The sequence below is a fragment of the Mesorhizobium sp. M2D.F.Ca.ET.226.01.1.1 genome (assembly GCF_004022705.2).
Lineage (GTDB): Bacteria > Pseudomonadota > Alphaproteobacteria > Rhizobiales > Rhizobiaceae > Mesorhizobium.
In genome coordinates, this window is the sequence record NZ_RZOY02000017.1 from 63193 (window position 1) to 84514 (window position 21322).

Annotated in this window: 23 protein-coding genes and 1 tRNA gene; 13 read left to right on the forward strand and 11 right to left on the reverse strand. The window is 62.2% G+C overall.

From position 1 onward, the window contains the following. Positions 1-105 precede the first annotated feature (105 nt). The 7 genes from EN869_RS30025 (at position 106) to EN869_RS30055 (ending at position 7152) form a co-directional block, all read left to right on the forward strand. On the forward strand, positions 106-2562 hold the full coding sequence (locus EN869_RS30025; RefSeq protein ID WP_127230160.1) for a penicillin-binding protein 1A: 2457 nt from the start codon (positions 106-108) through the stop codon (positions 2560-2562). A gap of 128 nt (positions 2563-2690) precedes the next feature. After that, a protein-coding gene (prfB, locus tag EN869_RS30030) for a peptide chain release factor 2 (RefSeq protein ID WP_127230187.1) occupies positions 2691-3822 on the forward strand; the annotation gives its coding sequence in 2 pieces (ribosomal slippage) (positions 2691-2756 and positions 2758-3822; 1131 coding nt in all). Between the two features lie 61 nt (positions 3823-3883). Beyond that, a complete protein-coding gene (locus tag EN869_RS30035) occupies positions 3884-4303 on the forward strand; it encodes a GFA family protein (RefSeq protein ID WP_245512388.1) in 420 nt (139 codons plus the stop codon). A 299-nt stretch (positions 4304-4602) separates the two neighbouring features. Next, positions 4603-4980 (forward strand): hypothetical protein, encoded by a 378-nt coding sequence (locus EN869_RS30040; protein WP_127230189.1) that lies wholly within the window; start codon positions 4603-4605, stop codon positions 4978-4980. Positions 4981-5132: 152 nt separating this feature from the next. Beyond that, complete coding sequence (locus tag EN869_RS30045) at positions 5133-5501, forward strand: GFA family protein (RefSeq protein ID WP_127230161.1); 369 nt, start codon at positions 5133-5135, stop codon at positions 5499-5501. Between the two features lie 138 nt (positions 5502-5639). Next, positions 5640-6290 (forward strand): OmpA family protein, encoded by a 651-nt coding sequence (locus tag EN869_RS30050; RefSeq protein WP_127230162.1) that lies wholly within the window; start codon positions 5640-5642, stop codon positions 6288-6290. Positions 6291-6543: 253 nt separating this feature from the next. Further along, positions 6544-7152 (forward strand): hypothetical protein, encoded by a 609-nt coding sequence (locus tag EN869_RS30055; protein WP_127230163.1) that lies wholly within the window; start codon positions 6544-6546, stop codon positions 7150-7152. Between the two features lie 77 nt (positions 7153-7229). Here EN869_RS30055 and EN869_RS30060 read toward each other — a convergent pair whose 3' ends face one another. The 7 genes from EN869_RS30060 to EN869_RS30095 all read right to left on the reverse strand — a co-directional run bounded on the left by EN869_RS30060 (position 7230) and on the right by EN869_RS30095 (position 14712). Next, a complete protein-coding gene (locus EN869_RS30060) occupies positions 7230-8768 on the reverse strand; it encodes a DEAD/DEAH box helicase (protein WP_167507080.1) in 1539 nt (512 codons plus the stop codon). Between the two features lie 189 nt (positions 8769-8957). Continuing rightward, a complete protein-coding gene (locus EN869_RS30065) occupies positions 8958-9731 on the reverse strand; it encodes an NAD kinase (RefSeq protein ID WP_127230165.1) in 774 nt (257 codons plus the stop codon). A gap of 437 nt (positions 9732-10168) precedes the next feature. Beyond that, a complete protein-coding gene (locus tag EN869_RS30075; protein WP_127230167.1) occupies positions 10169-10927 on the reverse strand; it encodes an MBL fold metallo-hydrolase in 759 nt (252 codons plus the stop codon). A 3-nt stretch (positions 10928-10930) separates the two neighbouring features. Further along, on the reverse strand, positions 10931-11995 hold the full coding sequence (locus tag EN869_RS30080) for an ABC transporter ATP-binding protein (RefSeq protein WP_127230168.1): 1065 nt from the start codon (positions 11993-11995) through the stop codon (positions 10931-10933). Continuing rightward, the gene (locus EN869_RS30085; protein ID WP_127230169.1) at positions 11992-12774 is read right to left on the reverse strand and encodes an ABC transporter permease; all 783 of its coding nucleotides are present in this window, start codon (positions 12772-12774) and stop codon (positions 11992-11994) included. Before EN869_RS30085 ends, EN869_RS30080 begins: the two co-directional genes overlap by 4 nt. Positions 12775-12776: 2 nt before the next feature. Continuing rightward, positions 12777-13622 (reverse strand): ABC transporter permease, encoded by an 846-nt coding sequence (locus EN869_RS30090; RefSeq protein ID WP_127230170.1) that lies wholly within the window; start codon positions 13620-13622, stop codon positions 12777-12779. A gap of 7 nt (positions 13623-13629) precedes the next feature. Next, positions 13630-14712, reverse strand: coding sequence for a spermidine/putrescine ABC transporter substrate-binding protein (locus EN869_RS30095; RefSeq protein WP_127230171.1), 1083 nt, complete (start codon positions 14710-14712; stop codon positions 13630-13632). 93 nt (positions 14713-14805) lie between these two features. On the opposite strand from EN869_RS30095, the gene EN869_RS30100 reads away from it, so the two are divergent. Next, positions 14806-15420, forward strand: coding sequence for a TetR/AcrR family transcriptional regulator (locus EN869_RS30100; RefSeq protein WP_127230172.1), 615 nt, complete (start codon positions 14806-14808; stop codon positions 15418-15420). 28 nt (positions 15421-15448) lie between these two features. On the opposite strand, the gene EN869_RS30105 is transcribed toward EN869_RS30100, so the two are convergent. Next, a complete protein-coding gene (locus EN869_RS30105; protein WP_127230173.1) occupies positions 15449-15649 on the reverse strand; it encodes a DUF2905 domain-containing protein in 201 nt (66 codons plus the stop codon). Positions 15650-15878: 229 nt separating this feature from the next. Between EN869_RS30105 and EN869_RS30110 the strand changes: the two genes are divergently transcribed. Then, positions 15879-16442, forward strand: coding sequence for a DUF2569 family protein (locus EN869_RS30110; RefSeq protein ID WP_127230174.1), 564 nt, complete (start codon positions 15879-15881; stop codon positions 16440-16442). Between the two features lie 75 nt (positions 16443-16517). Here the strand turns inward: EN869_RS30110 and EN869_RS30115 are convergent. Further along, a tRNA-Thr gene (locus EN869_RS30115) sits at positions 16518-16593 on the reverse strand. 150 nt (positions 16594-16743) lie between these two features. Here EN869_RS30115 and EN869_RS30120 point away from each other — a divergent pair. Further along, positions 16744-16911 (forward strand): hypothetical protein, encoded by a 168-nt coding sequence (locus EN869_RS30120; RefSeq protein WP_127230175.1) that lies wholly within the window; start codon positions 16744-16746, stop codon positions 16909-16911. Between the two features lie 229 nt (positions 16912-17140). Then, on the forward strand, positions 17141-17455 hold the full coding sequence (locus tag EN869_RS30125) for a BA14K family protein (RefSeq protein ID WP_127230190.1): 315 nt from the start codon (positions 17141-17143) through the stop codon (positions 17453-17455). 124 nt (positions 17456-17579) lie between these two features. Here EN869_RS30125 and EN869_RS30130 read toward each other — a convergent pair whose 3' ends face one another. Beyond that, positions 17580-17936 (reverse strand): hypothetical protein, encoded by a 357-nt coding sequence (locus EN869_RS30130; protein WP_245489626.1) that lies wholly within the window; start codon positions 17934-17936, stop codon positions 17580-17582. A 204-nt stretch (positions 17937-18140) separates the two neighbouring features. Between EN869_RS30130 and EN869_RS30135 the strand changes: the two genes are divergently transcribed. Next, positions 18141-18500: a hypothetical protein gene (locus EN869_RS30135; protein WP_127230177.1), complete on the forward strand. Its 360-nt coding sequence runs from the start codon at positions 18141-18143 to the stop codon at positions 18498-18500. Here the strand turns inward: EN869_RS30135 and bhcR are convergent, their stop codons facing one another. Then, the gene (bhcR, locus tag EN869_RS30140; RefSeq protein WP_112130004.1) at positions 18501-19322 is read right to left on the reverse strand and encodes an HTH-type transcriptional regulator BhcR; all 822 of its coding nucleotides are present in this window, start codon (positions 19320-19322) and stop codon (positions 18501-18503) included. It abuts the gene before it with no gap. A gap of 203 nt (positions 19323-19525) precedes the next feature. Here bhcR and gcl point away from each other — a divergent pair, with 203 nt between their 5' ends. Beyond that, complete coding sequence (gene gcl / locus EN869_RS30145; RefSeq protein ID WP_127230178.1) at positions 19526-21307, forward strand: glyoxylate carboligase; 1782 nt, start codon at positions 19526-19528, stop codon at positions 21305-21307. Positions 21308-21322 lie beyond the last annotated feature (15 nt).

The window sequence follows — 21322 nt, forward strand, 5'->3', positions numbered from 1 at the left end:
ATGGTGGCGACATGGGTCTCTGATTGCGGATTGGGACCGCCCCTGGAAGCTTGCGCGACTGTCGGCTTCGTTTAGGAAATTCCCGAACCTCGGACTGGAGCGGGCATGATTCGTCTCATCGGCTATTTCTTTGGCATCGGCACCACGCTGGCGCTGCTGGTGGCCGCCGGTGTCGCCATCTATATCAGCCATGTCGCGAAGGACCTGCCCGATTATGAGGTGCTGGCCAAATACGAGCCGCCAGTAACCACGCGCATTCATGCCTCGGACGGCTCGCTGATGGCCGAGTATGCGCGCGAGCGGCGTCTCTATCTGCCGATCCAGGCCATCCCGGACCGCGTCAAGGCGGCCTTCATGTCGGCCGAGGACAAGAACTTCTACAACCACCCCGGCATCGACATCACCGGTCTCGGCCGCGCCATCATCGTCAACTTCCAGAACCTTGGCTCCGGACGCCGCCAGGTCGGCGCCTCGACGATCACCCAGCAGGTGGCGAAGAACTTCCTGCTTACTTCGGACCAGACCTATGAGCGCAAGATCAAGGAGATGATCCTGGCCTTCCGCATCGAGCAGGCCTATTCGAAGGATCGCATCCTCGAGCTCTATCTCAACGAAATCTTTTTCGGCTTCGGCGCCTATGGCGTGGCGGGTGCCGCGCTCACCTATTTCGACAAGTCGGTCAACGAGTTGACGGTCGCGGAAGCCGCCTATCTCGCTTCGCTGCCGAAGGGCCCGAACAATTATCATCCCTTCAAGCATGCCGACCGCGCGATCGAGCGCCGCAACTGGGTCATCGACCAGATGGTCGAGAACGGCTACGTCACCCGCGAGGAAGGCAACAAGGCCAAGGCCGAGCCGCTCGGCGTGTCGCCACGCCGCAACGGCTCCTATTTGTTCGCCGGCGAGTACTTCACCGAGGAAGTCCGCCGCCAGATCATCGCCCGATACGGCGAGAATGCGCTTTACGAGGGCGGACTTTCGGTGCGCACCACGCTCGATCCGAACATCCAGCTCATCGCGCGCAAGTCGCTGCAGAACGGCCTGCTCAAATACGACATGCTGCGCGGCTATCGCGGTCCGGTCACGCATGTCGACATTTCCGGCGACTGGGGCGTGCCGCTCGGCAACGTGAAGGGCCTTGAGGACGTGCCTGAATGGACGCTTGCCGTCGTGCTCGACAGTTCGGCGGACGGGCTGACCATCGGCATCCAGCCGACGCGGCAGGTCTCCGGCGAGCTCGTCAAGGACCGTGTCCAGGGCACCGTCAGCAAGGACGACATGGGCTTCGCCATGCGCCACTTCGTCAACGGCAAGTCCGTCAGGGCGAAGTCTCCGGCCGAGGTTCTGGAGCCCGGCGATGTCGTCTTCGTGCAGAAGAACGAAGGCTCCGACAACACCTACATGCTGCGCCAGGTGCCTGAGGTCGAGGGCGGCCTCGTGGCCATGGATCCGCATACCGGTCGCGTGCTCGCCATGGTCGGCGGCTTCTCCTACGCGCAGTCCGAATTCAACCGCGCGACCCAGGCGATGCGCCAGCCCGGTTCCTCGTTCAAGCCGATCGTCTATTCGGCGGCGCTCGACAATGGCTATACGCCCGCCTCGGTGATCATGGACGGCCCAATCACCATCCAGAGCGGCAACACCACCTGGACGCCGAAGAACTATGACGGCACGGTCGCCGGGCCGGCCACCTTGCGCTCCGGCATCGAGAAGTCGCGCAACCTGATGACGGTGCGGCTCGCCAATGACATGGGCATGAAGCTGGTCGTGGAATATGCCGAGCGCTTCGGCGTCTACGATCACCTGGCGCCCTATTTGCCGATGGCGCTGGGCTCCGGCGAAACGACCGTCATGCGCATGGTGTCGGCCTATTCGATCATGGCCAATGGCGGCAAATCGATCAAACCGTCGCTGATCGACCGCATCCAGGACCGCTATGGCAAGACGGTGTTCAAGCAGGACGAGCGCGGCTGCGAAGGCTGCAACGCCACCGAATGGAAGAACCAGCCGGAGCCGGAACTGGTCGACAATTCCGAGCAGGTGCTCGACCCGATGACCGCCTATCAGATCACCTCGATGATGGAGGGCGTGGTGCAGCGCGGCACCGGCGCCACCATCGGCGAGCTCGGCCGCCACATCGCCGGCAAGACCGGCACCACCAATGACGAGAAGGACGCCTGGTTCATCGGCTTCACGCCAAACCTAGTCGTCGGTCTCTATATGGGCTTCGACACGCCGAAAGGCCTTGGCAAGGGCGCGACCGGCGGCGGCCTGGCGGCGCCGATCTTCAAGGATTTCATGCGCGTTGCTCTCGACGGCAAGCCGAATACCGACTTCCAGATTCCGGACGGCATGAAGCTGATCGCCATCAACCGCAAGACCGGCATGCGCGCCGCCGAAGGCGCCCCCGACACCATCATCGAGGCGTTCAAGCCCGGCACCGGCCCGGCCGACAGCTACTGGGTGATCGGTATGGGCGCGGATGGCTCGAACGGCTCCGGCGGCGCGCTATCGCCGCAGGCCAACCAGGCCATTCAGGACGGTGGCGGCGGCCTCTACTGACGTCACCAGGCGTCGAAATGGGCCGGCAGGTTAGCGCCGGCCCATTTCGCTTTACAGTCCGCGATGCCGTGCCTATGTATCGCGCCTATTCCGAAAAGACCGAAAAGAACAGGACCGAACCAAGAGCCATGCGCGCGGAAACGCTCAACATTGTCGACGAGATCAGGCAGGCCATAACCCTGCTGAGGAGGCATCTTTGACTGGGATCAGGCTGTAAAGCGGCTTGAGTACCTGAATTCGCGCGCCGAGGATTCCAGCCTCTGGAATGATCCGATCGAGGCGCAGAAGCTGATGCGAGAGCGCCAGGAGCTCGAGGACGGCATCGCCGCCGTCAAGGGGCTGACCCAGGCGCTGGAAGACAATATCGGCCTGATCGAGCTCGGCGAGGAAGAGGGCGACGACAGCATCGTCGCGGAAGCCGAGGCGGCGCTTCGTTCCATGCAGGGCGAGGCAAAGGCCCGCCAGGTGGAGACGCTGCTCTCCGGCGAAGCCGACGCCAACGACACCTATCTCGAAATCCATGCCGGCGCCGGCGGCACCGAAAGCCAGGACTGGGCTTCGATGCTCCTGCGCATGTATACGCGCTGGGCCGAGCGCCGCCGCTTCAAGGTCGAGGTGCTGGAAGTCCATGACGGCGAAGAGGCGGGCATCAAGTCCGCCACGGTGCTGATCAAGGGCCACAACGCCTATGGCTGGCTGAAGACGGAATCCGGCGTTCACCGCCTGGTGCGCATCTCGCCTTACGACAGCAACGCGCGGCGCCACACCTCGTTCGCCAGCGTATGGGTCTATCCGGTCGTCGATGACTCGATCGAGATCAATGTTTCGGAATCCGACGTGCGCATCGACACCTATCGCTCCTCGGGTTCGGGCGGCCAGCACGTCAACACCACCGACTCGGCGGTGCGCATCACCCATCTGGCGACCGGCATTGCGGTCGCCTGCCAGGCCGAGCGCTCGCAGCACAAGAATCGCGCCAAGGCCTGGGAAATGCTGCGTTCGCGGCTTTACGAGGAAGAGCTGAAGAAGCGCGAGGCGGTCGCCAACGCCACCGAGGCCTCGAAGAGCGATATCGGCTGGGGCCACCAGATCCGCTCCTATGTGCTTCAGCCCTACCAGCTCGTGAAGGACCTGCGAACCGGCGTCGAAAGCACCTCGCCGTCGAGCGTGCTCGACGGCGATCTCGACGAGTTCATGGAAGCCTCGCTCTCGCACCGCATCGAGGGCGGCGCGGGTGAAGCGGTGGCGGACCTCGACTAGGATATGTCCATTTTCAGGTGAGGCTTTGCCCGACCTGAATCTGACCATATCCTCGCATTGCATGAAGGAAGAGCCGGTGATGCGCACACTAACCGGACAGTGCCTTTGCCGTGCCGTCGGCTACGAGGTGGCCGACGAGTTTGTCTACGCCGCGAACTGCCATTGCTCCAATTGCCGGCGCACGACGGGCTCGGCCTTCAAGCCTTTCGCCGGCATCGAGCGAGACAAGTTTCGCCTCACCGTGGAAAGCAACAATCTGCTGATCTTCGGCGACGAAAACGGCCACGACGCCCATTGCAGGCGGTGCGGTTCGCTTCTCTATTCGCTGGTCCGGGAGGGGGCTTACGTTCATGTTCCAATGGGAACGCTCGTGGACGAACCAAGCATTCGCCCGGAGGCCCACATCTTCGTAGGCTCGAAGGCGAAATGGTTCACAATCACCGACGACCTGCCGCAGTATGATGAGCATGTTTCCGGCTGAACGTCTGGAACCAGCTTGAGCCGAATCCCGTTGTCGGGCACCAGTTTCCGCCCGGCTAACCGCTGGTTAACCAAGCCGGCGCACGATTCTGGGTGGCAGAGGCTGGCGTGAATCGCGGCATCGCCGTTGCAAGCGGTTGCTTGCGTCAGCCGAGGAATCAGCCCAGCTTTCGTGCTGGGGTTAAAAGCATTTATGGCCGGCTGCGGCGTATCTGCGACCGACAATCCGGCCACTGGGAAGACACGTTCCGGGAACGGGCAAGCGAAAAAAAACGCTTGATGCTCGAAAGGAACGCTTCGATGTCTGCTGCCAAATCAAGATCGGCCCAAGCCGCTCGACCGGCTGGCCGACTTTTGTTTTCCCTTTTCGCAGTTGGTGCCATCTCGGTGCTGGCGCCGCCGGCCATCGCCCACGACGCCAAACCCACGGCGGTGTTGCCGCAGGGTTGGAGCTATCCATTTGCCTGCTGCGCCAATTATGACTGCAAGGAGGTGCCGCAATCTTCAATCAGCGAGCGGCCCGAAGGCTACGTCATAAAAGGGACGGGCGAAGTGGTGGCCTATGCCGACAAGCGGGTCAAGAACTCGCCCGACGGGGAGTACCACTGGTGCGCCCATCAGGCAGGGCTCGACGCCGGCAAGACCATTTGCCTGTTCGTGCCGCCGCCCTCTTACTAACTTCGCGGCCGAAACACGAAGCGCGAGGGTCTTCGAGCACGGCAGAATACCTGCCGAAGCTGCTGACAGACAGTTGTCAGGATCGCTTCTTTATGTTGCCCTGCCACCAGCGGAATCCCGGCGTGGCGGCAGACAACGGAGAGGTGATTTTGATGACGATTAAGGGAAGCTGCCACTGCAAGGCGACAACCTTCGAGGTTGCCGAGGCGCCGCAGACGGTGACGCAATGCACATGCTCGTTCTGCTCGAAGCGGGGATCGCTCTGGGCCTACTATGTGCCGTCGCAATTCAGGCTGACGAGCCCGCCCGCCAACGTCTCCTTCTACCGCTGGGGCTCTAAGACCGTAAAGCACGGCTTCTGCGCCACCTGCGGCTGCGGCACGTTCACCGAAACGCCCGACTGGTCGACCGGCAAGCCGGATTTCGACAACCCGAAGATCAGCGTCAATTCGCGGCTGTTCGACGATTTCGATCTGGACAATGTCGAGGTGGTGGTCATCGACGGCAAGAATTTGTGGTAGAGGCGCAACGGGACTGATCGCCGAAACTTGGCCGGCCGCATTCCCGTTCCGTTTTTCGCCGCATTTCATGTTACAAGGCTGCGGAAGGGCTGATTTGGCGCGGCCGCAATGGCCGCGAGTTGGAGAGGGACCAATCACATGAAGAAGACTGTGCTCGTCGCCGTGGCGACGGCTCTGCTGGTGAGCGCCTGCACTACCACCGATCCTTATACCGGCGACCAGAAGATTTCCAACACGGCGGCCGGTGCCGGCCTCGGCGCGCTGGCAGGCGCCAGCCTTGGCCTGCTCGCCGGTGGCAATGACCGCCGCAACGCTTTGATCGGCGCCGGCATCGGCGCGCTGGCCGGCGGTGCGATCGGCGCGACGATGGACCAGAACGAGGCGGAGCTTCGCCGCCAGTTGCAGGGCACCGGCGTCAGCGTCACCCGTAGCGGCGACCAGATCATCCTCAACATGCCGTCCGACATCACCTTCAACGTTGACCAGGACGCGGTGAAGCCGGGCTTCTATCCGGTGCTGAATTCGGTCGCGCTTGTGCTGAAGAAGTTCCGCCAGACCACCGTCGACGTCTTCGGCCACACCGATTCGACTGGCGGCGACCAGCATAATTTCGATCTGTCGCAGCGCCGCGCGCTCGCCGTCGCCAATTACCTGGCCGGCCAGGGCGTCGATCAGCGCCGCTTCGCCGTCACCGGCTTCGGCAAGACGCGCCCGATCGCATCCAATGCGACGGCCGCCGGGCGCGAGCAGAACCGGCGCGTCGAAATCCAGCTGTCGCCGCTCACCTGAGGCAAAGCCGGCCGAAGAGGCGCATTTCTCGCGAAGCAAAACGGCCCCGTACGGGGCCGTTTTTTTTGGCATTGCCCAAGGATGGGTCGAAGGTCTTAGGCCATTAGCTTGTTCTAATTGATACTTTTCCAGAACCGGGGAAAGGACTACCATCGTGCTGTTCCAGAGGGGATGGGGCGGTCAAACCGGCCGCGCAATCGCATCTGCCGCCCCGATCTTGCACGGCCAGATCAAGGGAATCTGGGAGGAATGCATGACAAAAACAGCTCGTCTCGGGCGCTGCGGCGTCCTCGTTTTGGCAGGCCTTATCGGCACATGGCTCGGCTCCGCCGCGGCCCAGGCCGAGGATGCCAACAAGGCCGACATCGAAGCCTTGAAGAAATCGCTGGCCAAATATGAAGATTACACGGCCGCCATCCGCGACCTCTATCTGTCGACCGAAGGCTGCGTCTACTATTCCGGCGAGAAGATTGACGGCGCGATGTACTATCCCAAGGGCGCCATGGGCGTCCATTTCGTCAACGTCCCGAGTATCGGCAAGCCGCTCGACCCGATGAAGCCCAACGTCCTGATCTACGAGCCGACGAAGAAGGGTTTCAAGTTGGTGGGCGTGGAATGGCTGGTTCCTTTGACGCCGGACGTGAAGGAAGCTCCGAAGCTGTTTGGCCAGAAATTCATGGGGCCGATGGAAGGACACTACCCGCTCATCCCGAGGGAGTTCGTCCACTACGACCTGCATGCCTGGCTGTTCAGGGACAATCCGAACGGCATGTTCACCCCGACGAACCCGAACGTGAAATGCACCAAGGCCGAGTTCCCGATGCTGGAGAAGCCGACCAAGATGATGCCTGGACCGATGTAGGGCAGGGCGAAAGACACGGCGCAAAGGAAACGGCCCCGCTTGGGGCCGTTTTCATTCAACCGACGCTGGTACGCAGCTCAGACCTTCGCGACGATCCGCATGAACGCCGGCACATCGTCGCCGAAGCCGACGGTCGCGTCGTCTTCCTCGCGATGGCGGCCGGGGCGGTCGCGCTGCGGCCGGGCGTCGCCGCGCTGTTCGTGGCGGTTGCCCGAACCCTTGCGCTCATTCTCGGAACGGATCGCGTCCTTGCGGGCGCGGCGCTCGGCGATATCGGCCACTTCGGCGACTGGCTGCTCCTCGCGCGCGGTCTCGGGCATCTCGTCGCGCTTGGCGTGACGGTCCTTCTTGCGCTCGCCGCGATCCTTGCGGTCCTCGTCCTTACGGCCGGCCCGCCGCGGGGCGCCACGGCCGCGGCGCGGCACATCCTCGCCCTCGCTCTCGGTCACGGTCGACAGGTCGCCGTCATGCCATTCGATCTTGGCGCCGATCAGCCTCTCGATGGCGTCGACATATTTGGTGTCGGAGCGCGTTGCGATGGTGAAGGACTTGCCGGCGCGTCCGGCCCGGCCGGTGCGGCCGATGCGGTGGACATAATCCTCGGCATGGATCGGCACGTCGTAGTTGAAGACGTGGCTGACATCGGGAATGTCGAGGCCGCGCGCCGCGACATCCGAGGCAACGAGGTAGCGCAGCTTGCCGTCGCGGAAATTGGCGAGCATCTGCATGCGCGCACGCTGATCCATGTCGCCATGCAGGGCGCCTGCGTCGAAATCATGCTTCAACAGCGAGCGGAACAGCTCCGACACCTCGACCTTGCGGTTGCAGAAGATGATGGCGTTCTTCAGGTCGGCGTCTTCAGCCTTGATCAGATTGCGCAGCGTCTCGCGCTTCTCCCAAGGCTTGTTGCCGGACTTCACCAGGCGTTGCGTGATGCTGGTCGCGGTGGAGGCGGCCTTGGAGACCTCGACGCGCACCGGCGCGTGCAGGAATTTCTCGGTGAGCTTGGTGATCTCCGGCGGCATCGTCGCCGAGAAGAACAGCGTCTGGCGCGTGAACGGGATCATCTCGCAGATGCGCTCGATATCGGGGATGAAGCCCATGTCGAGCATGCGGTCGGCCTCGTCGATAACGAGGATCTCGACGCCGTTGAGCAGCAGCTTGCCGCGCTCGCGGTGGTCGAGCAGGCGGCCCGGCGTCGCGATCAGCACATCGGCGCCGCGCTCGAGCTTCTTGTCCTGCTCGTCGAAGGAGACACCGCCGATCAGAAGCGCGATGTTGAGCTTGTGGTTCTTGCCGTATTTGATGAAGTTTTCCTCGACCTGCGCTGCCAATTCGCGGGTCGGTTCGAGGATCAACGTGCGCGGCATGCGGGCCCGGGCGCGGCCTTTTTCCAGGCGCGTCAGCATCGGCAGCACGAAGGACGCGGTCTTGCCGGTGCCGGTTTGGGCGATGCCCAGCACGTCCTTGCCCAGCAGCGCATGCGGGATGGCGCCGGCCTGGATCGGAGTTGGCTTGGTGTAGCCGGCATCGCTGACTGCGGAGAGGACCTTCGGCGAAAGGCCAAGGTCCGAAAAGGTCAACGCTTCTTGAGCGGTCGTGGTGTCTGAGGACAAGTGTTTGATGTCTTTGGCTGGTTCGGGAAATCGCAACACGCGTTGCGGCAGGCGCCGCGCGCCTGCAAGATTGCGGTTGCAGTTAGGCGCAAGTCCGCGATTTGTCAACAGAAACGGGCAGGAATCCGTCGATTGTGAAGACGTAACCTTAATCGCGATGCTTAATCGAAACAGTATCGTAGCGCCGGCTCAATAGCGGAATTGCTCGGCAAGGATACGTTCGTTCCACGAATGGTTCGGATCGAACAGCAAAGTTGCCGTCGCCGTCGGCGATTCCCGCACGGTGACGGAGGCCACCGCCTTGACCTCGGTATGGTCGGCGGCGGCATTCACCGGGCGCTTTTCGGCTTCCAGAATGTCGAAGCGCACCGTCGCCTTGTTGGACAGCAACGCTCCGCGCCAACGGCGCGGCCGGAAGGGACTAACCGGCGTCAGCGCCAGCAGCGGCGCATCGAGCGGCAGGATCGGCCCGTGCGCCGACAGATTATAGGCGGTGGAGCCGGCCGGCGTCGCGATCATTACGCCGTCGCAGTTCAACTCCTCCAGTCGCACCTGGCCGTCGACGGTGATCCGGATCTTCGCCGTCTGGTAGGACTGGCGCCACAGCGCGACCTCGTTGATGGCCGGCGCCGAAACTGTTTCGCCGTCATGCGTCACGGCAACCATTTCGAGCGGCCGGATCGTCTCGGCGACCGCGGCGGCGATGCGCTCCTCGAGGCCACCGGCGCGATATTCGTTCATCAGGAAGCCGATGGTGCCACGGTTCATGCCGTAGACCTTCTTGCCCGTGCTCATCGTCTCGCGCAGCGTCTGCAGCAGAAAACCGTCGCCGCCGAGCGCAATGATGATCTCGGCCTCCCCGACTGGCACCTGGCCATAGCGCGCCGAGAGGCTTTCCAACGCCGCGCGGGCGTCGTCGGTGTCTGAAGAGACGAAGGCGAAACGGCTGGCGGCTTTGCTCATGGCTCCCGGAGGGCGACCATTTACCGGGCCGCGCCGGCGACGGCGTAGCATGCGGCGCCCGTGTCTGTGAAGGGCGCTATGCTTGCGCTGGCGGGCTGGGTCGAGAACACGCGGTCGCGCTTCGTGACAGAGGCGCAACGAATGTGATGGCCCTAATGGTTAAGACGAAGCTTAAACACTCGTAAAGCCAGATCGATCATGTTAGCCGACAGAGGATGGGTTGGCGGGGGCTGGCCAGTCGAGAGACCTGTCTATTGCCGGTAACACGTCTGATTATAGTCTTCCTGATGATGGGAAGCTTCGCGCTCATGTTCGCTGAGCTGGTGCGTCATTCCGAAGAGATGAGCCAGCGGCCGCAGCCGACCACTTCCCGCTGTGGCGATGCCACCGGAACGCCCTGTCCGCAAAGAGCGCTGTAGGCTTCGCTTCCCGATCGCTTAGCCGCCTTGCAGGTGGCAGCCAGGCTTGCGCTTGCCAGCGACATATTCGTCGATGAGTTGCCTGTAGCGCACCTTGCCGAAGCTCGGAAAATGGCCGCCATGCACGACCGAGACGTTCAGCTCGCGCATGGCAAGCAGCGTTCCGACATAGTCATCGATATCGGAGTGATAGACGTCGTCGATCAGCGGCCCGTCATAGACGATATCTCCGGACAGCAGGATGCCGGTCTTCTTCTCGTAAAGCGCGATGCCGCCGGGCGAATGTCCAGGCGTATGGAAGACCTCGAAGGCGCGGTCGCCGAGATCGACGACGTCGCCATGCTCGAGCAGCCTGTTGGCGGGAGCGGGCGGGATACGATAGCTGGCCGTGTCCCAGCCTTGCGGCTGGCGATCGAACATCTGCTCATTGGCGTAACGGTCCGCGACCGTCCATTCGTTGCGCGGATCGGCAAGAATTGCCGCTTCCGCCGAATGCACGCAGCGGTCCGGGAACTCATGATGGCAGCCGATATGGTCGAAATGCGTGTGGCTGGCGACACAGGTAAGCTTACGCTCGCTGACCAGAGGGACATGACGTTTCAGGCTGAAATGGCCTAGACCGGTATCGAACAACAGGTCGCGGTCGCGCCCGCGCACATGCCAGATGTTGCAGCGGAAGAACGGCTTTATCCACGGCTCATGGATGAGCGTGATGTCGTCGCCCATGCGGATGGTTTCGTACCAGTCCGGAGCCTCGATGACCGGAAGCATGCTCATGGATCAGTCCGCCAGCAGGATGATGTCCTGAGCGTTGCATGAAACCGCTGTCGTGTCGCCTGCCTGGACGGTTGTCGAAGCGGGGGTCTTGGCGATGAATTGCAGCGCGGCATCCAGGGCCGAGGTGGCCAGCACGCGCTTGAAGCTGCCCTGGAAGACGACATCGTCAACCTTGGCAGTGCCGAGCGCGACATCGCCTTTCGCTTCGCCAAGGACGAGATGTTCGGGCCGGACGGCGAGCACAATTTTGGCACCGGCAGGCGACGCGCCGGGCAGCGAAATCGGCCCGACCGCCGTCGAGGCCGTGACGATCCCGTCCTTCGCCTCGGTCACGGTGCCGGCAAGGATCGTGCTCTCACCCATGAAGGTAGCGGAAAAACGCGTCGCCGGCCGCGCATAGACCCGCTCCGGCGGGCCCTCGTCCTCGATGCGGCCGTCATTCATCACCACGCAATGATCGGCCAGCGCCATCGCTTCTTCCTGGTCGTGGGTGACATGGACAAAGGCGGTGCCGACGCGCTTCTGGATCGCCTTCAGCTCGTCCTGCATCTGCCGGCGCAGCTTGAGATCCAGCGCACCGAGCGGCTCGTCGAGCAGAAGCACCGCCGGCTCGATGACCAGCGCGCGGGCCAGCGCGACGCGCTGGCGCTGGCCGCCGGAGAGCTGATGCGGCTTCTTGTCGAAAGCGGACGCCAGCCCGACCAGCGCCAGCGCCTCGCGCGCCTTCGCCGCCCGTGTGGCGCCGTCGACGCCCTGCATGCGCAGCCCGAAGCCGATATTGGAGCCGACGCTCATATGCGGAAACAGTGCATAGTCCTGAAACACCGTTGTCGTCGGGCGCTTGGCCGGCGGCACGGCAGTGCAATCCGCGCCGCGAATGAACACCTTGCCTTCGCTCGGCGTGACGAAGCCGCCAAGGATCGAAAGCAGCGTCGTCTTGCCGGACCCCGAGGGCCCGAGCAGGATCGTGTAGCTGCCGGGCTCGATCGCCAGCGAGACGTTCTTCAGCACCGGCAACTGGCCGAAGCGGTGCGAGACGTTGCGGATGTCGACCAGGGGTGCGCTCATGCCGGCTTTCTCCGCAACAGCGTCAGTTCGAAAAACACTACCAGGACGATGGACACGGCAAAAACCAGCGAGCCGACGGCATTGGTCTTGGGATTGAGGCCGGAGCGCAGGAGGTTCCAGATTTCCACGGGCAGCGTCGTCTCGAAACGGGTGAGCAGGAAGGAGATGACGAACTCGTCCCAGGAGAACGTCATCGACAGGAAGAAGCCGGCGAAGATCGCCGGCGCCATCACCGGCACGGTGATCATCAATAGCACCTTCCATTCGGCCGCACCCAGGTCGCGCGCGGCGCGCTCGATGTTGATCTGGTGGTCGCCCATCTGGCTGTAGATGATGGCGAAGCAGAGCGGCAGGTTGATCACGACATGGCCGATGCCGGCGGCGAGGAGTGACTTCGGCACGCCGGCCCAGTTGAACAGCACCAGCAGGCCCATGCCGATTATGAGATAGCTGACGGTTAGCGGCAGCGTGATCAGCCCGCGCAGGAAGGCCGAGCCCGGCAGCACGAAACGGGAAAAACCCCAAGCCGAGAGGAAGCCGAGCGTGACCGAAGCGAGCGAAGAAAGCACCGCCACCAGCAGCGAATTGACCAACGCCGAGGTGAGCCGCGTGTCGGAAAGGACCGCCTGGTACCAGCGCAGCGACGGTCCGGTGAAGGGCGGGATCGGGAACGAGGTCGCCTGCAGCGAGAACAGCACCAGCACGACCACTGGCAGGAAGATGAAGCCGTAGACGGCGATCGCGTAGACCCAGGCGGCAAAGCGAGCGGCGGCGCGCATGGTCAGGCCCGCTCGATCTTCAGCCAGCGCGCGCAGGCGAGATAGGCGATGGTCACCAGCGCCATCAGGATGATCGACAGCGCCGAAGCCAGCGGGAAATCGCCGCGCCGGCCGATCTGCATCATGACGAGCTGCGGCATGACCAACTCGTTGTTGCCGCCGAGGATCTGCGGCGTGATGTAGTCACCGATGCAGAGCACGAAGGTGAGGAAGGCGCCGACCATGATGCCGGGTAAGGTCAACGGCAGCACGACATGCAGGAAGGTGCGGATGGGCCCGGCGCCAAGGTCGGCGGCCGCCTTGCGATAGCTCGGGCTGAGCTGCTTGAGGTTGGCGAAGATCGTCAGCGTCAGCAGCATGACGAAGAAATGCACGAAGCCGGTGACCGTGGCGAAACGCGTGTTGGCAAGCTGCAGCGGTTCGCCGATCAGGCCTATGCCGGTCAGCGCCCGGTTGATGACGCCGTTCTGCGCCAGCACCAAAAGCCAGGAATAGGAGCGCACGACATAGGACGTCCAGAACGGCAGCACGGCCAGCATCAATGCCAGCCGCTGCCAGCGTTCCGGAACCATCTCGGCGAGGATCCAGGCGAACGGATAGGCGAGCAGGATAGAGATCACGGTGACGACTGCTGTGACTTCCAGCGAGTTCACCATCGCCCGCCAATAGGATGGATCGGTGAAGAACTGGCTGTAATTGCCTAAAGTGAAGCCGCCGCCTTCATGCGCCGTGAGGCTGGAAAACCCCATGGCGATGAAGGGCAGCACGAAGAACAGAAGCGTCCATGCCAGCGCTGGCGTGACCAGCGCCCAGGGCAGGGCACGCGCGTTGTTCCCGGTAACGCTCATAGCCCGATTACTGCGCTTGCAGCATCTCGGTCCACATGTCCTGCATCTTCTTGTCGAGGTCGGCGTTGGGCGCCGGATAGGCCTGTGCGCGGGCAAGGAAGCCGGGCTGCTCGTCGAAGCGCAGGATCTTCTTCTGCTCGTCGGTGAGCGCCGCTTTCTTGTTCGACGGCATGCCCCAATAGCAGGAGGAGGTGGCAAGCCGTGCCTGGCCCTCCGGGCTCATGATGTACTGGATGAATTTCAGCGCCAGGTCCTTGTTCTTGGAATCCTTGAACATGGCGAGCGACTGCGACCACAGAACCGCGCCTTCCTTGGGGATGGAGAAGTCCAGCGCCGGATTCTCCTTGGCAAGCCCCGCCGTCACCCACTCGCCGCCGCCGACCAGTATGTCGACTTCGCCTGTGGCGAGAGCTGTCTGGCTGGCGGTGACTTCACCGACCAGCTTGGCATTGGCCTTCATCTTGAGGAGCTCGGCCTTCAGCGCCGGCAGGTCGGCTTCGGTAAGGTCGGCGGTCTTCTTGCCGATAGCCAGCGCCGCCATGCCGATCACCGGCAGGTAGTAATCGTAGATCGCGACCTTGCCCTTGTATTTGTCGCTGATCAGCGAGGCCAGAGACTGCATGTCGGCCGGATCGACCTTGGTCTTGTTGAAGCCGATCGTGTTGTAGCCGAATTTTTCGGTGATCCCGTAGCGCTTGCCGTCGACGACGGTCGACTTGTCCATCTTCACCTCCGAGAAGAGATCGGCGAAGGGCAGCTTGTCCTCGGGCAGCGGCTCGAACAGGCCTTTTTCGACGCCGCGCGGAACGTCGATGCTATCGATCACCATCACGTCCCAGTCGCCGGGCTGCGACTGATCGACGATGGCCAGCCCCGCGCCGGTGCCCTCGAACTCCTTGACGTTGACCTTGACGTCGTTGGCCTTCTCGAAAGGCTCGAGCAGCGCCGGATCGGAGTGATCGCACCAGATCAGCGCGTTGAGGTCGGCGGCCTCAGCGGCACCGGCCGCGAGCAGTAGCGCCGCTGTCGCGCAGGCAGCTGCGAGATGAGACTTCAGGGTGGAAAGCGGATTCCGAGCGGTGATGGTCATCGAGTGTTCTCCCTGCCTTGCTGGCTTGTTGGAAGAAAAGTTGAACCAATTCTAAAATTGAGTCAATTATGATTTTGTGGCAAAGAGGCTGATATGAGCGGATTGCGCGAACGGCAGAAGGCGGACCGACACCGCCGCATCATCGATGCGGCCACCGCACTTTTCCGCGAGGCTGGCTATGAAGGCGCCAAGATCGAGGCGATCGCTGCCCAGGCCGAGGTTTCAATCGGCACCATCTACAATTACTACCAGAACAAGGGCGACATCCTCGGCGCCATCGTTTCCCTGGAAGTCAACGAGGTGCTGAATGCCGGGCGAGCGGTGGTCGCCAGCCCGCCCGCCAATGTCGGCGACGCGCTGGACACGCTGATCGGCATCTATATCGAGCACTCGCTGAACTATCTCAGCAAGGAGATGTGGCGCCAGGCGATGGCGATCTCGACGCAATTGCCCGACAGCCCCTTCGGCCAGGCCTACACCGCGCTCGACCGGGAACTGACCAAACAAATTAGCGCGCTGATCGCGCGCCTGCAGGAACTCGGCCTCGTGCGCTCGGATATAGACGGGCCTGCGGTGGGCGAGCTGATCTTCAACAACATGAACATGATGTTCATCGAGTTCGTGAAGCGCGACGAGGCCAAGATACCGGAGCTGCGCGCGGCGATACGGAGGCAGAATAGGATAGTGGTGGCGGCAATCGGAATGTGAAAGCGAAAACGCTACCGCCGAAGTGCCCCTATCGGTTGATCAGCCAAAGGATCGCCGAGAGCACAACGCTGATCAGTATCCCCGTGGTGATGGGAACGCAGAGCCTGAAATTCTCACGCTCGATCACGATGTCACCGGGCAGCCTGCCAAGGCCGATCCGGGTCACCAAGGGCCACAGCAGGCCGATGGCAACTATGCAGAGACCGACGACGATCAGTGTGCGCGACATGGCGGCATCCTGCCGGAAATGGCATCTTGGCGGAAATATAGAGCGACGGGTCTTGCTGGCAGCGCCAGGTTCGAAGCCAGCTCTGGTTTCGGCTTTCGGACGACCTTCGCCACCTGGACCGCGAAGGCGCTTTACTCTCCGAGATTCCTCTTGAGACTCTCCGAGATTCCTCTTGAGTTGAGATTGAAATCTGCTACAACCCAGAAGGGCATCTTGGGGGAGGGGTTGGATGCAATTTTCCATCTGGCATTGGGCAATCGTGCTGCTGCTGGTCGGCGTGCCTGTTTTCTTTGCCGTCCGCTCGGCGGCCGGGCCGTCGCAGAATCCAGGCGACTTGGTGGGATTTGGAGGCTGGTTGATGCTGCTGGCAATCGGCCAGACCTTGGCGCCCTTCCGCACGATGGCCGAGCTGTTTTCCTCGAGCGAGGGTTACCGGCAGCTCATGACGCTGCCCAATGGCCCTTTGGCCGTCTGTGGCGAAATCGTGCTGTTGCTGGGGTTTACACTGCTGCAATTGGTTGTTCTCGTTGCAATGCTGCGGCGGAGCCCTCGTTTCAAACAGCTATTCCTGTGCCAGTGGATCGCGATCCCATTTGTGTTCGCGCTCGACGCTGTTTGGACCTCAACGATTCTAGGCGCACCAATCAGCCAAGTTCTCGCGGGAGATGCGCTGGCAGCACCTATCGCCGGATTTGTTCTGACCGGGATCTGGGTTGCCTATGTGTTCAAGTCAGTGAGGGTAAGGAATACCTTTACCCGAGCGGCAACCAGCGAGGTTGCAACGGCCTCGTAGCGAGGTCGCTTTGGTCCGTACGTACGTCTAACGACCTTCTGGTGGCCTGCCATCCGAAGCTCGAAGAGCGAAGGATGGTGCCCCCGGCAGGGATCGAACCCGCGACCTTCGGTTTACAAAACCGCTGCTCTACCAGCTGAGCTACAAGGGCACGGCGCTCCGGTAGCACATTTCGTGCGCCAGTAAAGACAAAACTCTGTTTGGGCTTGCTAATGGACGCCGTGGCTTGGCCGGCATGCTGAAAAGCGGCGCGTGGCTTCCTACATTCTGTCCAGGTGCAATTGCATCGAATGGGTGCCGCATGATCAGATTCGTCATCATCCTGCCGCTCATCGTCGTGACCTGGCTTCTGCTGGTGAAGGTCGTCAGCGACCTGAAGAAAGCCAACATCGACTGGACCGGCGTCGCCACCATCGTCGGCTTCATCGTGCTAGCCTTCTGGTTGAGGCACATCACGGGGATGGGGTGAGGGAGTGAATGGTAAATAGTGAATGGTGAATGGCGGCGCCCTCCGGACCGTTCACCATTCACCATTTTACCATTCACCCAACCCTTCGAACCTTTTGCCGCCTCTTTAGGCGAGCGGTTTTCAGGCCCTCGAAAAATCTCAAAAAATCTTCGAACCTTTTTTCGAGCCACGACGACCCATGATCAAGAGGCGGATGGTTCGCCTCTCCAACGAAACCCAGGAGATCGTCATGTTCAAGCGCACCATCGTTTCCGGCCTCATCGCCACCACCGTCGCCGCCGGCTCGCTCGTCGGCACCGTCCAGCCCTCGGCTGCTCACAACCATCACAATCGCGAACTCGGCATCGGCATTGCCGCCGGCGTAGGCGGCTTCGTCCTCGGCAGCCTGCTCTCCCAGCAGCAGCCGCGCCCTGTCTATGTCGAGGAAGGCGGCTACGAAGGTTCCTGGCACGTTCGCCGCTGCATGGCCCGCTACGGCAGCTATGACCCGGATTCGAACACCTACATCGGCTATGACGGCTACCCGCACTATTGCCATCTGTAAGAGAAGGGCGGGCCAGGAAAGAGGGGCTGCACGCAGCCCCTCTTCTTGCGTTTGAGCGCTCCGCCGGATTGGCTCGATCTGAAGCGGAAAAATCTTCCGTCAAATCTAAAGATTAGGCCTCGGACTAAGTCTCGGGCATCGCCAATCCCGCCATGCGGCAGGTGCCGCCGACAGAGGTGTCGTCTATGGCCACCAGCTCGAAGCTGTTTCCGGCATCGGGGTAGATCTTGCCGATGAAAGGTTCGTTGCCAGCGGGAGCGCCCTTGTCCTCGACATAACCGCACACGACGATCTCATGGCGGCCGCTCTTTGTGCGTTCTCCGGCAAGCATTGGTCCAAACTTGGCGGCGATAGGGTTCTTCAAATGCTGGCGGACGCCGACGGTGATGATCTCCTCCAGGGCCAGCGAAATCGGAATGGGGTCGACAAGTGTGTTGCCGCTGGGGTTGCCGCCGGGCGCGGGCGACGGCGCCGCCGCCACGCATCCGCAAAGTGAAGCGGCGGATAGAAGGTAAACAGTTTTCCGCATCCGTGCCCTTTCGCATGCATCCCGACGCCCCGGCAAGACGGTCCAGTCCGCGGTCCGGCCTGCTGTGTCCGGTCGGCTCCTGCCAGGCAACCAGCGATGTACAGCGATTTTGCAAGCGTTTAGTCTGGCTTTGACGCCAAGCGAGGGGAGGGTGGCATGGACGAGCAGGATCGCAAGGAAGAACGGGTCGAACCGGTTTTCCGCAACGGCACCATCACCATCGTCGGGATCCTGCTTGCGTTTTCGCTAGGCTTCATCACGCATTGGGCGGCCAACCCGATCCCGTGGCAGACCTACCATCTGATTGCCGTCCTGCCGATCCTGGTAGGTATTGCGCTGCAGATCCGGGCGCTTGCCATTCTGCTCGACATCAAATCCCTGCAGCGAAGCATTCATGATCGTGCCAGTCGGATATTCATCGCCGGCCTCATCTTGGCGGCCTGCGGCGTCGGGCTGGCGATCCTTCTCGATTTCTTCGACATCGCGGGCAAGAGCGCCTTGCCTGGCGCATCCTAGTCAATACGCTTTCACGCCGCCGATCATCTTCGTTACCGCGGCCGCAGCGTCGCGCACCAGCGGGCCGATCTCGGCCAGCCTCTCGGGCGTGACCCGCACCGTCGGGCCCGACACCGAAACGCCGCCGATCGGCTCGCCATATTCGTCGAAGATGGCGGCGGCCACGCAGCGCATGCCGGGGTGACGTTCCTCATCGTCGACCGACCAGCCGCGATGCTTGATCGTGGCGAGGTCATGGGCGAGCGCGGAAATGTCGGAGAGTGTCTTGTCGGTATAGCGCTGCAGGCCGGCCTTGCGCAGGATGGCGGCGACCCGTTCCGGCTCGAGATGCGCCAGCACCGCCTTGCCGATGCCGGAAGCGTGGAAAGGGCTGCGCGTGCCTGGGCGAAAGAAAGCGCGGATCGCCTGGTGCGTCTCGACCTGGTTGACGAAAACCACGCAATCATCCTCGGCGACGCCGAGATTGGCCGTTTCGCCAGTCTTTTCCATCAATTCCTGCATGACGATGCGAGCCCGGTCGACGAGCTTGCGCCGGCGCAGGAAAGCTGAGCCCATACGGTAAGTCTCGACGCCGACCGACCAGAGTTGGTCGGTCGTGTCGAACTCGACCATGCCGTGATTCTCCAGCGTCGTCAGCATACGATAGGCGGTGGAGGCGGCGATGCCGCTTTGCGCGGCGATTTCGCTGAGCGACAGGCCGCTGGCCTCGGCGACGATCGCGAGAATCCGCAGCGCCCGGTCGAGCGATTGCACCGAGGCCGCTTCGGAGGGTCCGTTGAAGGCGCGCGGCCGGCCGCGCTGGCGTTTTTCCGTCGTTTCCATAAGCGGCATTCTCGCCGATTTGGTGTCAGATGCAATGAAAAAGTTTTTCAGTGGTTGTCGAGGCCGATTTTGTGGAAAACGAAAAACGAAGTGAATTCAGTTAATAAGAGCCGTTTTCTAGAAATGAAAAAATATTCTGAAAAAATTGAAAATTCGAAGACGCGCAGTCATTATCAAGCCAACCAACGAAATGGAGGCTTCCCATGGCCAAGATGCGCGCTGTCGACGCTGCAGTTCTCGTTCTCGAAAAGGAAGGCATCACGAATGCCTTCGGCGTGCCGGGCGCGGCGATCAACCCGCTTTATTCGGCGCTGAAGGCGCGCGGCACCATCCGCCATGTGCTTGCGCGCCATGTCGAGGGCGCCTCGCATATGGCCGAAGGCTATACGCGGGCCAAGGCCTGCAATATCGGCCTCTGCATCGGCACCTCCGGTCCAGCCGGCACCGACATGATCACCGGACTCTATTCGGCCTCGGCCGACTCCATCCCGATCTTGTGCATAACTGGACAAGCTCCCCGCGCGCGCCTCAACAAGGAGGATTTCCAGGCGGTCGACATCGCCTCGATCGCGGCACCCATCGCCAAATGGGCGGTCACCGTCATGGAGCCTTATCTGGTGCCGATGGCGCTGCAGAAGGCGTTCCACCTGATGCGCTCCTCGCGGCCGGGCCCGGTGCTGATCGACCTGCCAATCGATGTTCAGCTCGCCGAGATCGAATTCGACATCGACGCCTATGAGCCGCTCGCTCCGTTCAAGCCGGCAATGACGCGCGCCCAGGCCGAGAAGGCGCTTTCGATGCTCAACGAAGCGGAAAGGCCGCTGATCGTCGCCGGCGGCGGCATCATCAACGCAGATGCATCTGACCTTTTGATCGAGTTCGCCGAAGTTACAGGCGTCCCGGTCATCCCGACGCTGATGGGCTGGGGTTCGATCCCCGACGACCACCGGCTGATGGCCGGCATGTGTGGGCTGCAGACCTCGCACCGCTACGGCAATGCGACGATGCTTGCCGCCGACTTCGTCTTCGGCATCGGCAACCGCTGGGCCAATCGCCACACCGGCTCGGTGGACGTGTACACCAAGGGGAAGAAATTCATCCATGTCGACATCGAGCCCACCCAGATCGGCCGCGTCTTCGCGCCGGATCTCGGCCTCGTCTCGGATGCCGGTGCTGCGCTGAAGATCCTGCTCGACGTCGCCACCGAATGGCGCACGGCCGGCAAACTGCGAGACTGGTCGGGCTGGGCGAAGGAGTGCCAGCAGCGCAAGAAGACGATGAAGCGCAAGACGCATTTCGAGCAGGTGCCGCTGAAGCCGCAGCGCGTCTATGAGGAGATGAACAAGGCCTTTGCGCGCGACACCACCTATGTCACCACGATCGGCCTGTCGCAAATCGCCGGCGCGCAGTTCCTGCATGTCTACAAGCCGCGCAACTGGATCAATTGCGGCCAGGCCGGCCCCCTCGGCTGGACGCTGCCGGCGGCGCTAGGCGTGCGCGCTGCGGATCCCGACCGGGATATCGTGGCACTCTCCGGCGACTACGACTTCCAGTTCATGATCGAGGAACTGGCCGTCGGCGCGCAGCACAAGCTGCCCTACATCCATGTCGTCGTGAACAACGCCTATCTCGGTCTCATTCGCCAGGCGCAGCGCGGCTTTTCGATGGATTACGAGGTGAGCCTCGCCTTCGAGAACGTCAACCGTGCAGGCGATCCTGAGGCCGGCTACGGCGTCGACCATGTCGCCGTCGCCGAGGCGATGGGCGGCAAGGCGGTCCGCGTGAAGAAGCCCGAGGAATTCGCCGGCGCCTTCAAGGAGGCGCAGCGGCTGATGAAGGAGCATCAGGTTCCAGTCGTTCTCGAATTCATCCTCGAGCGCGTCACCAACATTTCCATGGGCACGGAAATCGACAAGATCACCGAGTTCGAGGAACTTGCCGAACGCAATGAGGATGCTCCCACAGCCATTATGATGTTGGATTAGGTCCGGCAGAAAGAA

Bases quoted from the DNA above. Each gene is read 5' to 3' on its own strand.
- EN869_RS30085 (WP_127230169.1), bottom strand. From the start codon at position 12,774: ATGCGCGCCGCCGCTCGCTTTGCCGCCTGGGTCTACGCGATCGCCGTC.
- EN869_RS30080 (WP_127230168.1), bottom strand. From the start codon at position 11,995: ATGAGCGCACCCCTGGTCGACATCCGCAACGTCTCGCACCGCTTCGGC.
- EN869_RS30125 (WP_127230190.1), top strand. From the start codon at position 17,141: ATGTTCAAGCGCACCATCGTTTCCGGCCTCATCGCCACCACCGTCGCC.
- EN869_RS30135 (WP_127230177.1), top strand. From the start codon at position 18,141: ATGGACGAGCAGGATCGCAAGGAAGAACGGGTCGAACCGGTTTTCCGC.
- EN869_RS30035 (WP_245512388.1), top strand. From the start codon at position 3,884: ATGAAGGAAGAGCCGGTGATGCGCACACTAACCGGACAGTGCCTTTGC.
- EN869_RS30045 (WP_127230161.1), top strand. From the start codon at position 5,133: ATGACGATTAAGGGAAGCTGCCACTGCAAGGCGACAACCTTCGAGGTT.
- EN869_RS30090 (WP_127230170.1), bottom strand. From the start codon at position 13,622: ATGAGCGTTACCGGGAACAACGCGCGTGCCCTGCCCTGGGCGCTGGTC.
- EN869_RS30105 (WP_127230173.1), bottom strand. From the start codon at position 15,649: ATGTCGCGCACACTGATCGTCGTCGGTCTCTGCATAGTTGCCATCGGC.
- EN869_RS30110 (WP_127230174.1), top strand. From the start codon at position 15,879: ATGCAATTTTCCATCTGGCATTGGGCAATCGTGCTGCTGCTGGTCGGC.
- EN869_RS30025 (WP_127230160.1), top strand. From the start codon at position 106: ATGATTCGTCTCATCGGCTATTTCTTTGGCATCGGCACCACGCTGGCG.
- EN869_RS30100 (WP_127230172.1), top strand. From the start codon at position 14,806: ATGAGCGGATTGCGCGAACGGCAGAAGGCGGACCGACACCGCCGCATC.
- gcl (WP_127230178.1), top strand. From the start codon at position 19,526: ATGGCCAAGATGCGCGCTGTCGACGCTGCAGTTCTCGTTCTCGAAAAG.
- EN869_RS30050 (WP_127230162.1), top strand. From the start codon at position 5,640: ATGAAGAAGACTGTGCTCGTCGCCGTGGCGACGGCTCTGCTGGTGAGC.
- EN869_RS30120 (WP_127230175.1), top strand. From the start codon at position 16,744: ATGATCAGATTCGTCATCATCCTGCCGCTCATCGTCGTGACCTGGCTT.
- bhcR (WP_112130004.1), bottom strand. From the start codon at position 19,322: ATGGAAACGACGGAAAAACGCCAGCGCGGCCGGCCGCGCGCCTTCAAC.
- EN869_RS30065 (WP_127230165.1), bottom strand. From the start codon at position 9,731: ATGAGCAAAGCCGCCAGCCGTTTCGCCTTCGTCTCTTCAGACACCGAC.
- EN869_RS30055 (WP_127230163.1), top strand. From the start codon at position 6,544: ATGACAAAAACAGCTCGTCTCGGGCGCTGCGGCGTCCTCGTTTTGGCA.
- EN869_RS30040 (WP_127230189.1), top strand. From the start codon at position 4,603: ATGTCTGCTGCCAAATCAAGATCGGCCCAAGCCGCTCGACCGGCTGGC.
- EN869_RS30075 (WP_127230167.1), bottom strand. From the start codon at position 10,927: ATGAGCATGCTTCCGGTCATCGAGGCTCCGGACTGGTACGAAACCATC.
- EN869_RS30095 (WP_127230171.1), bottom strand. From the start codon at position 14,712: ATGACCATCACCGCTCGGAATCCGCTTTCCACCCTGAAGTCTCATCTC.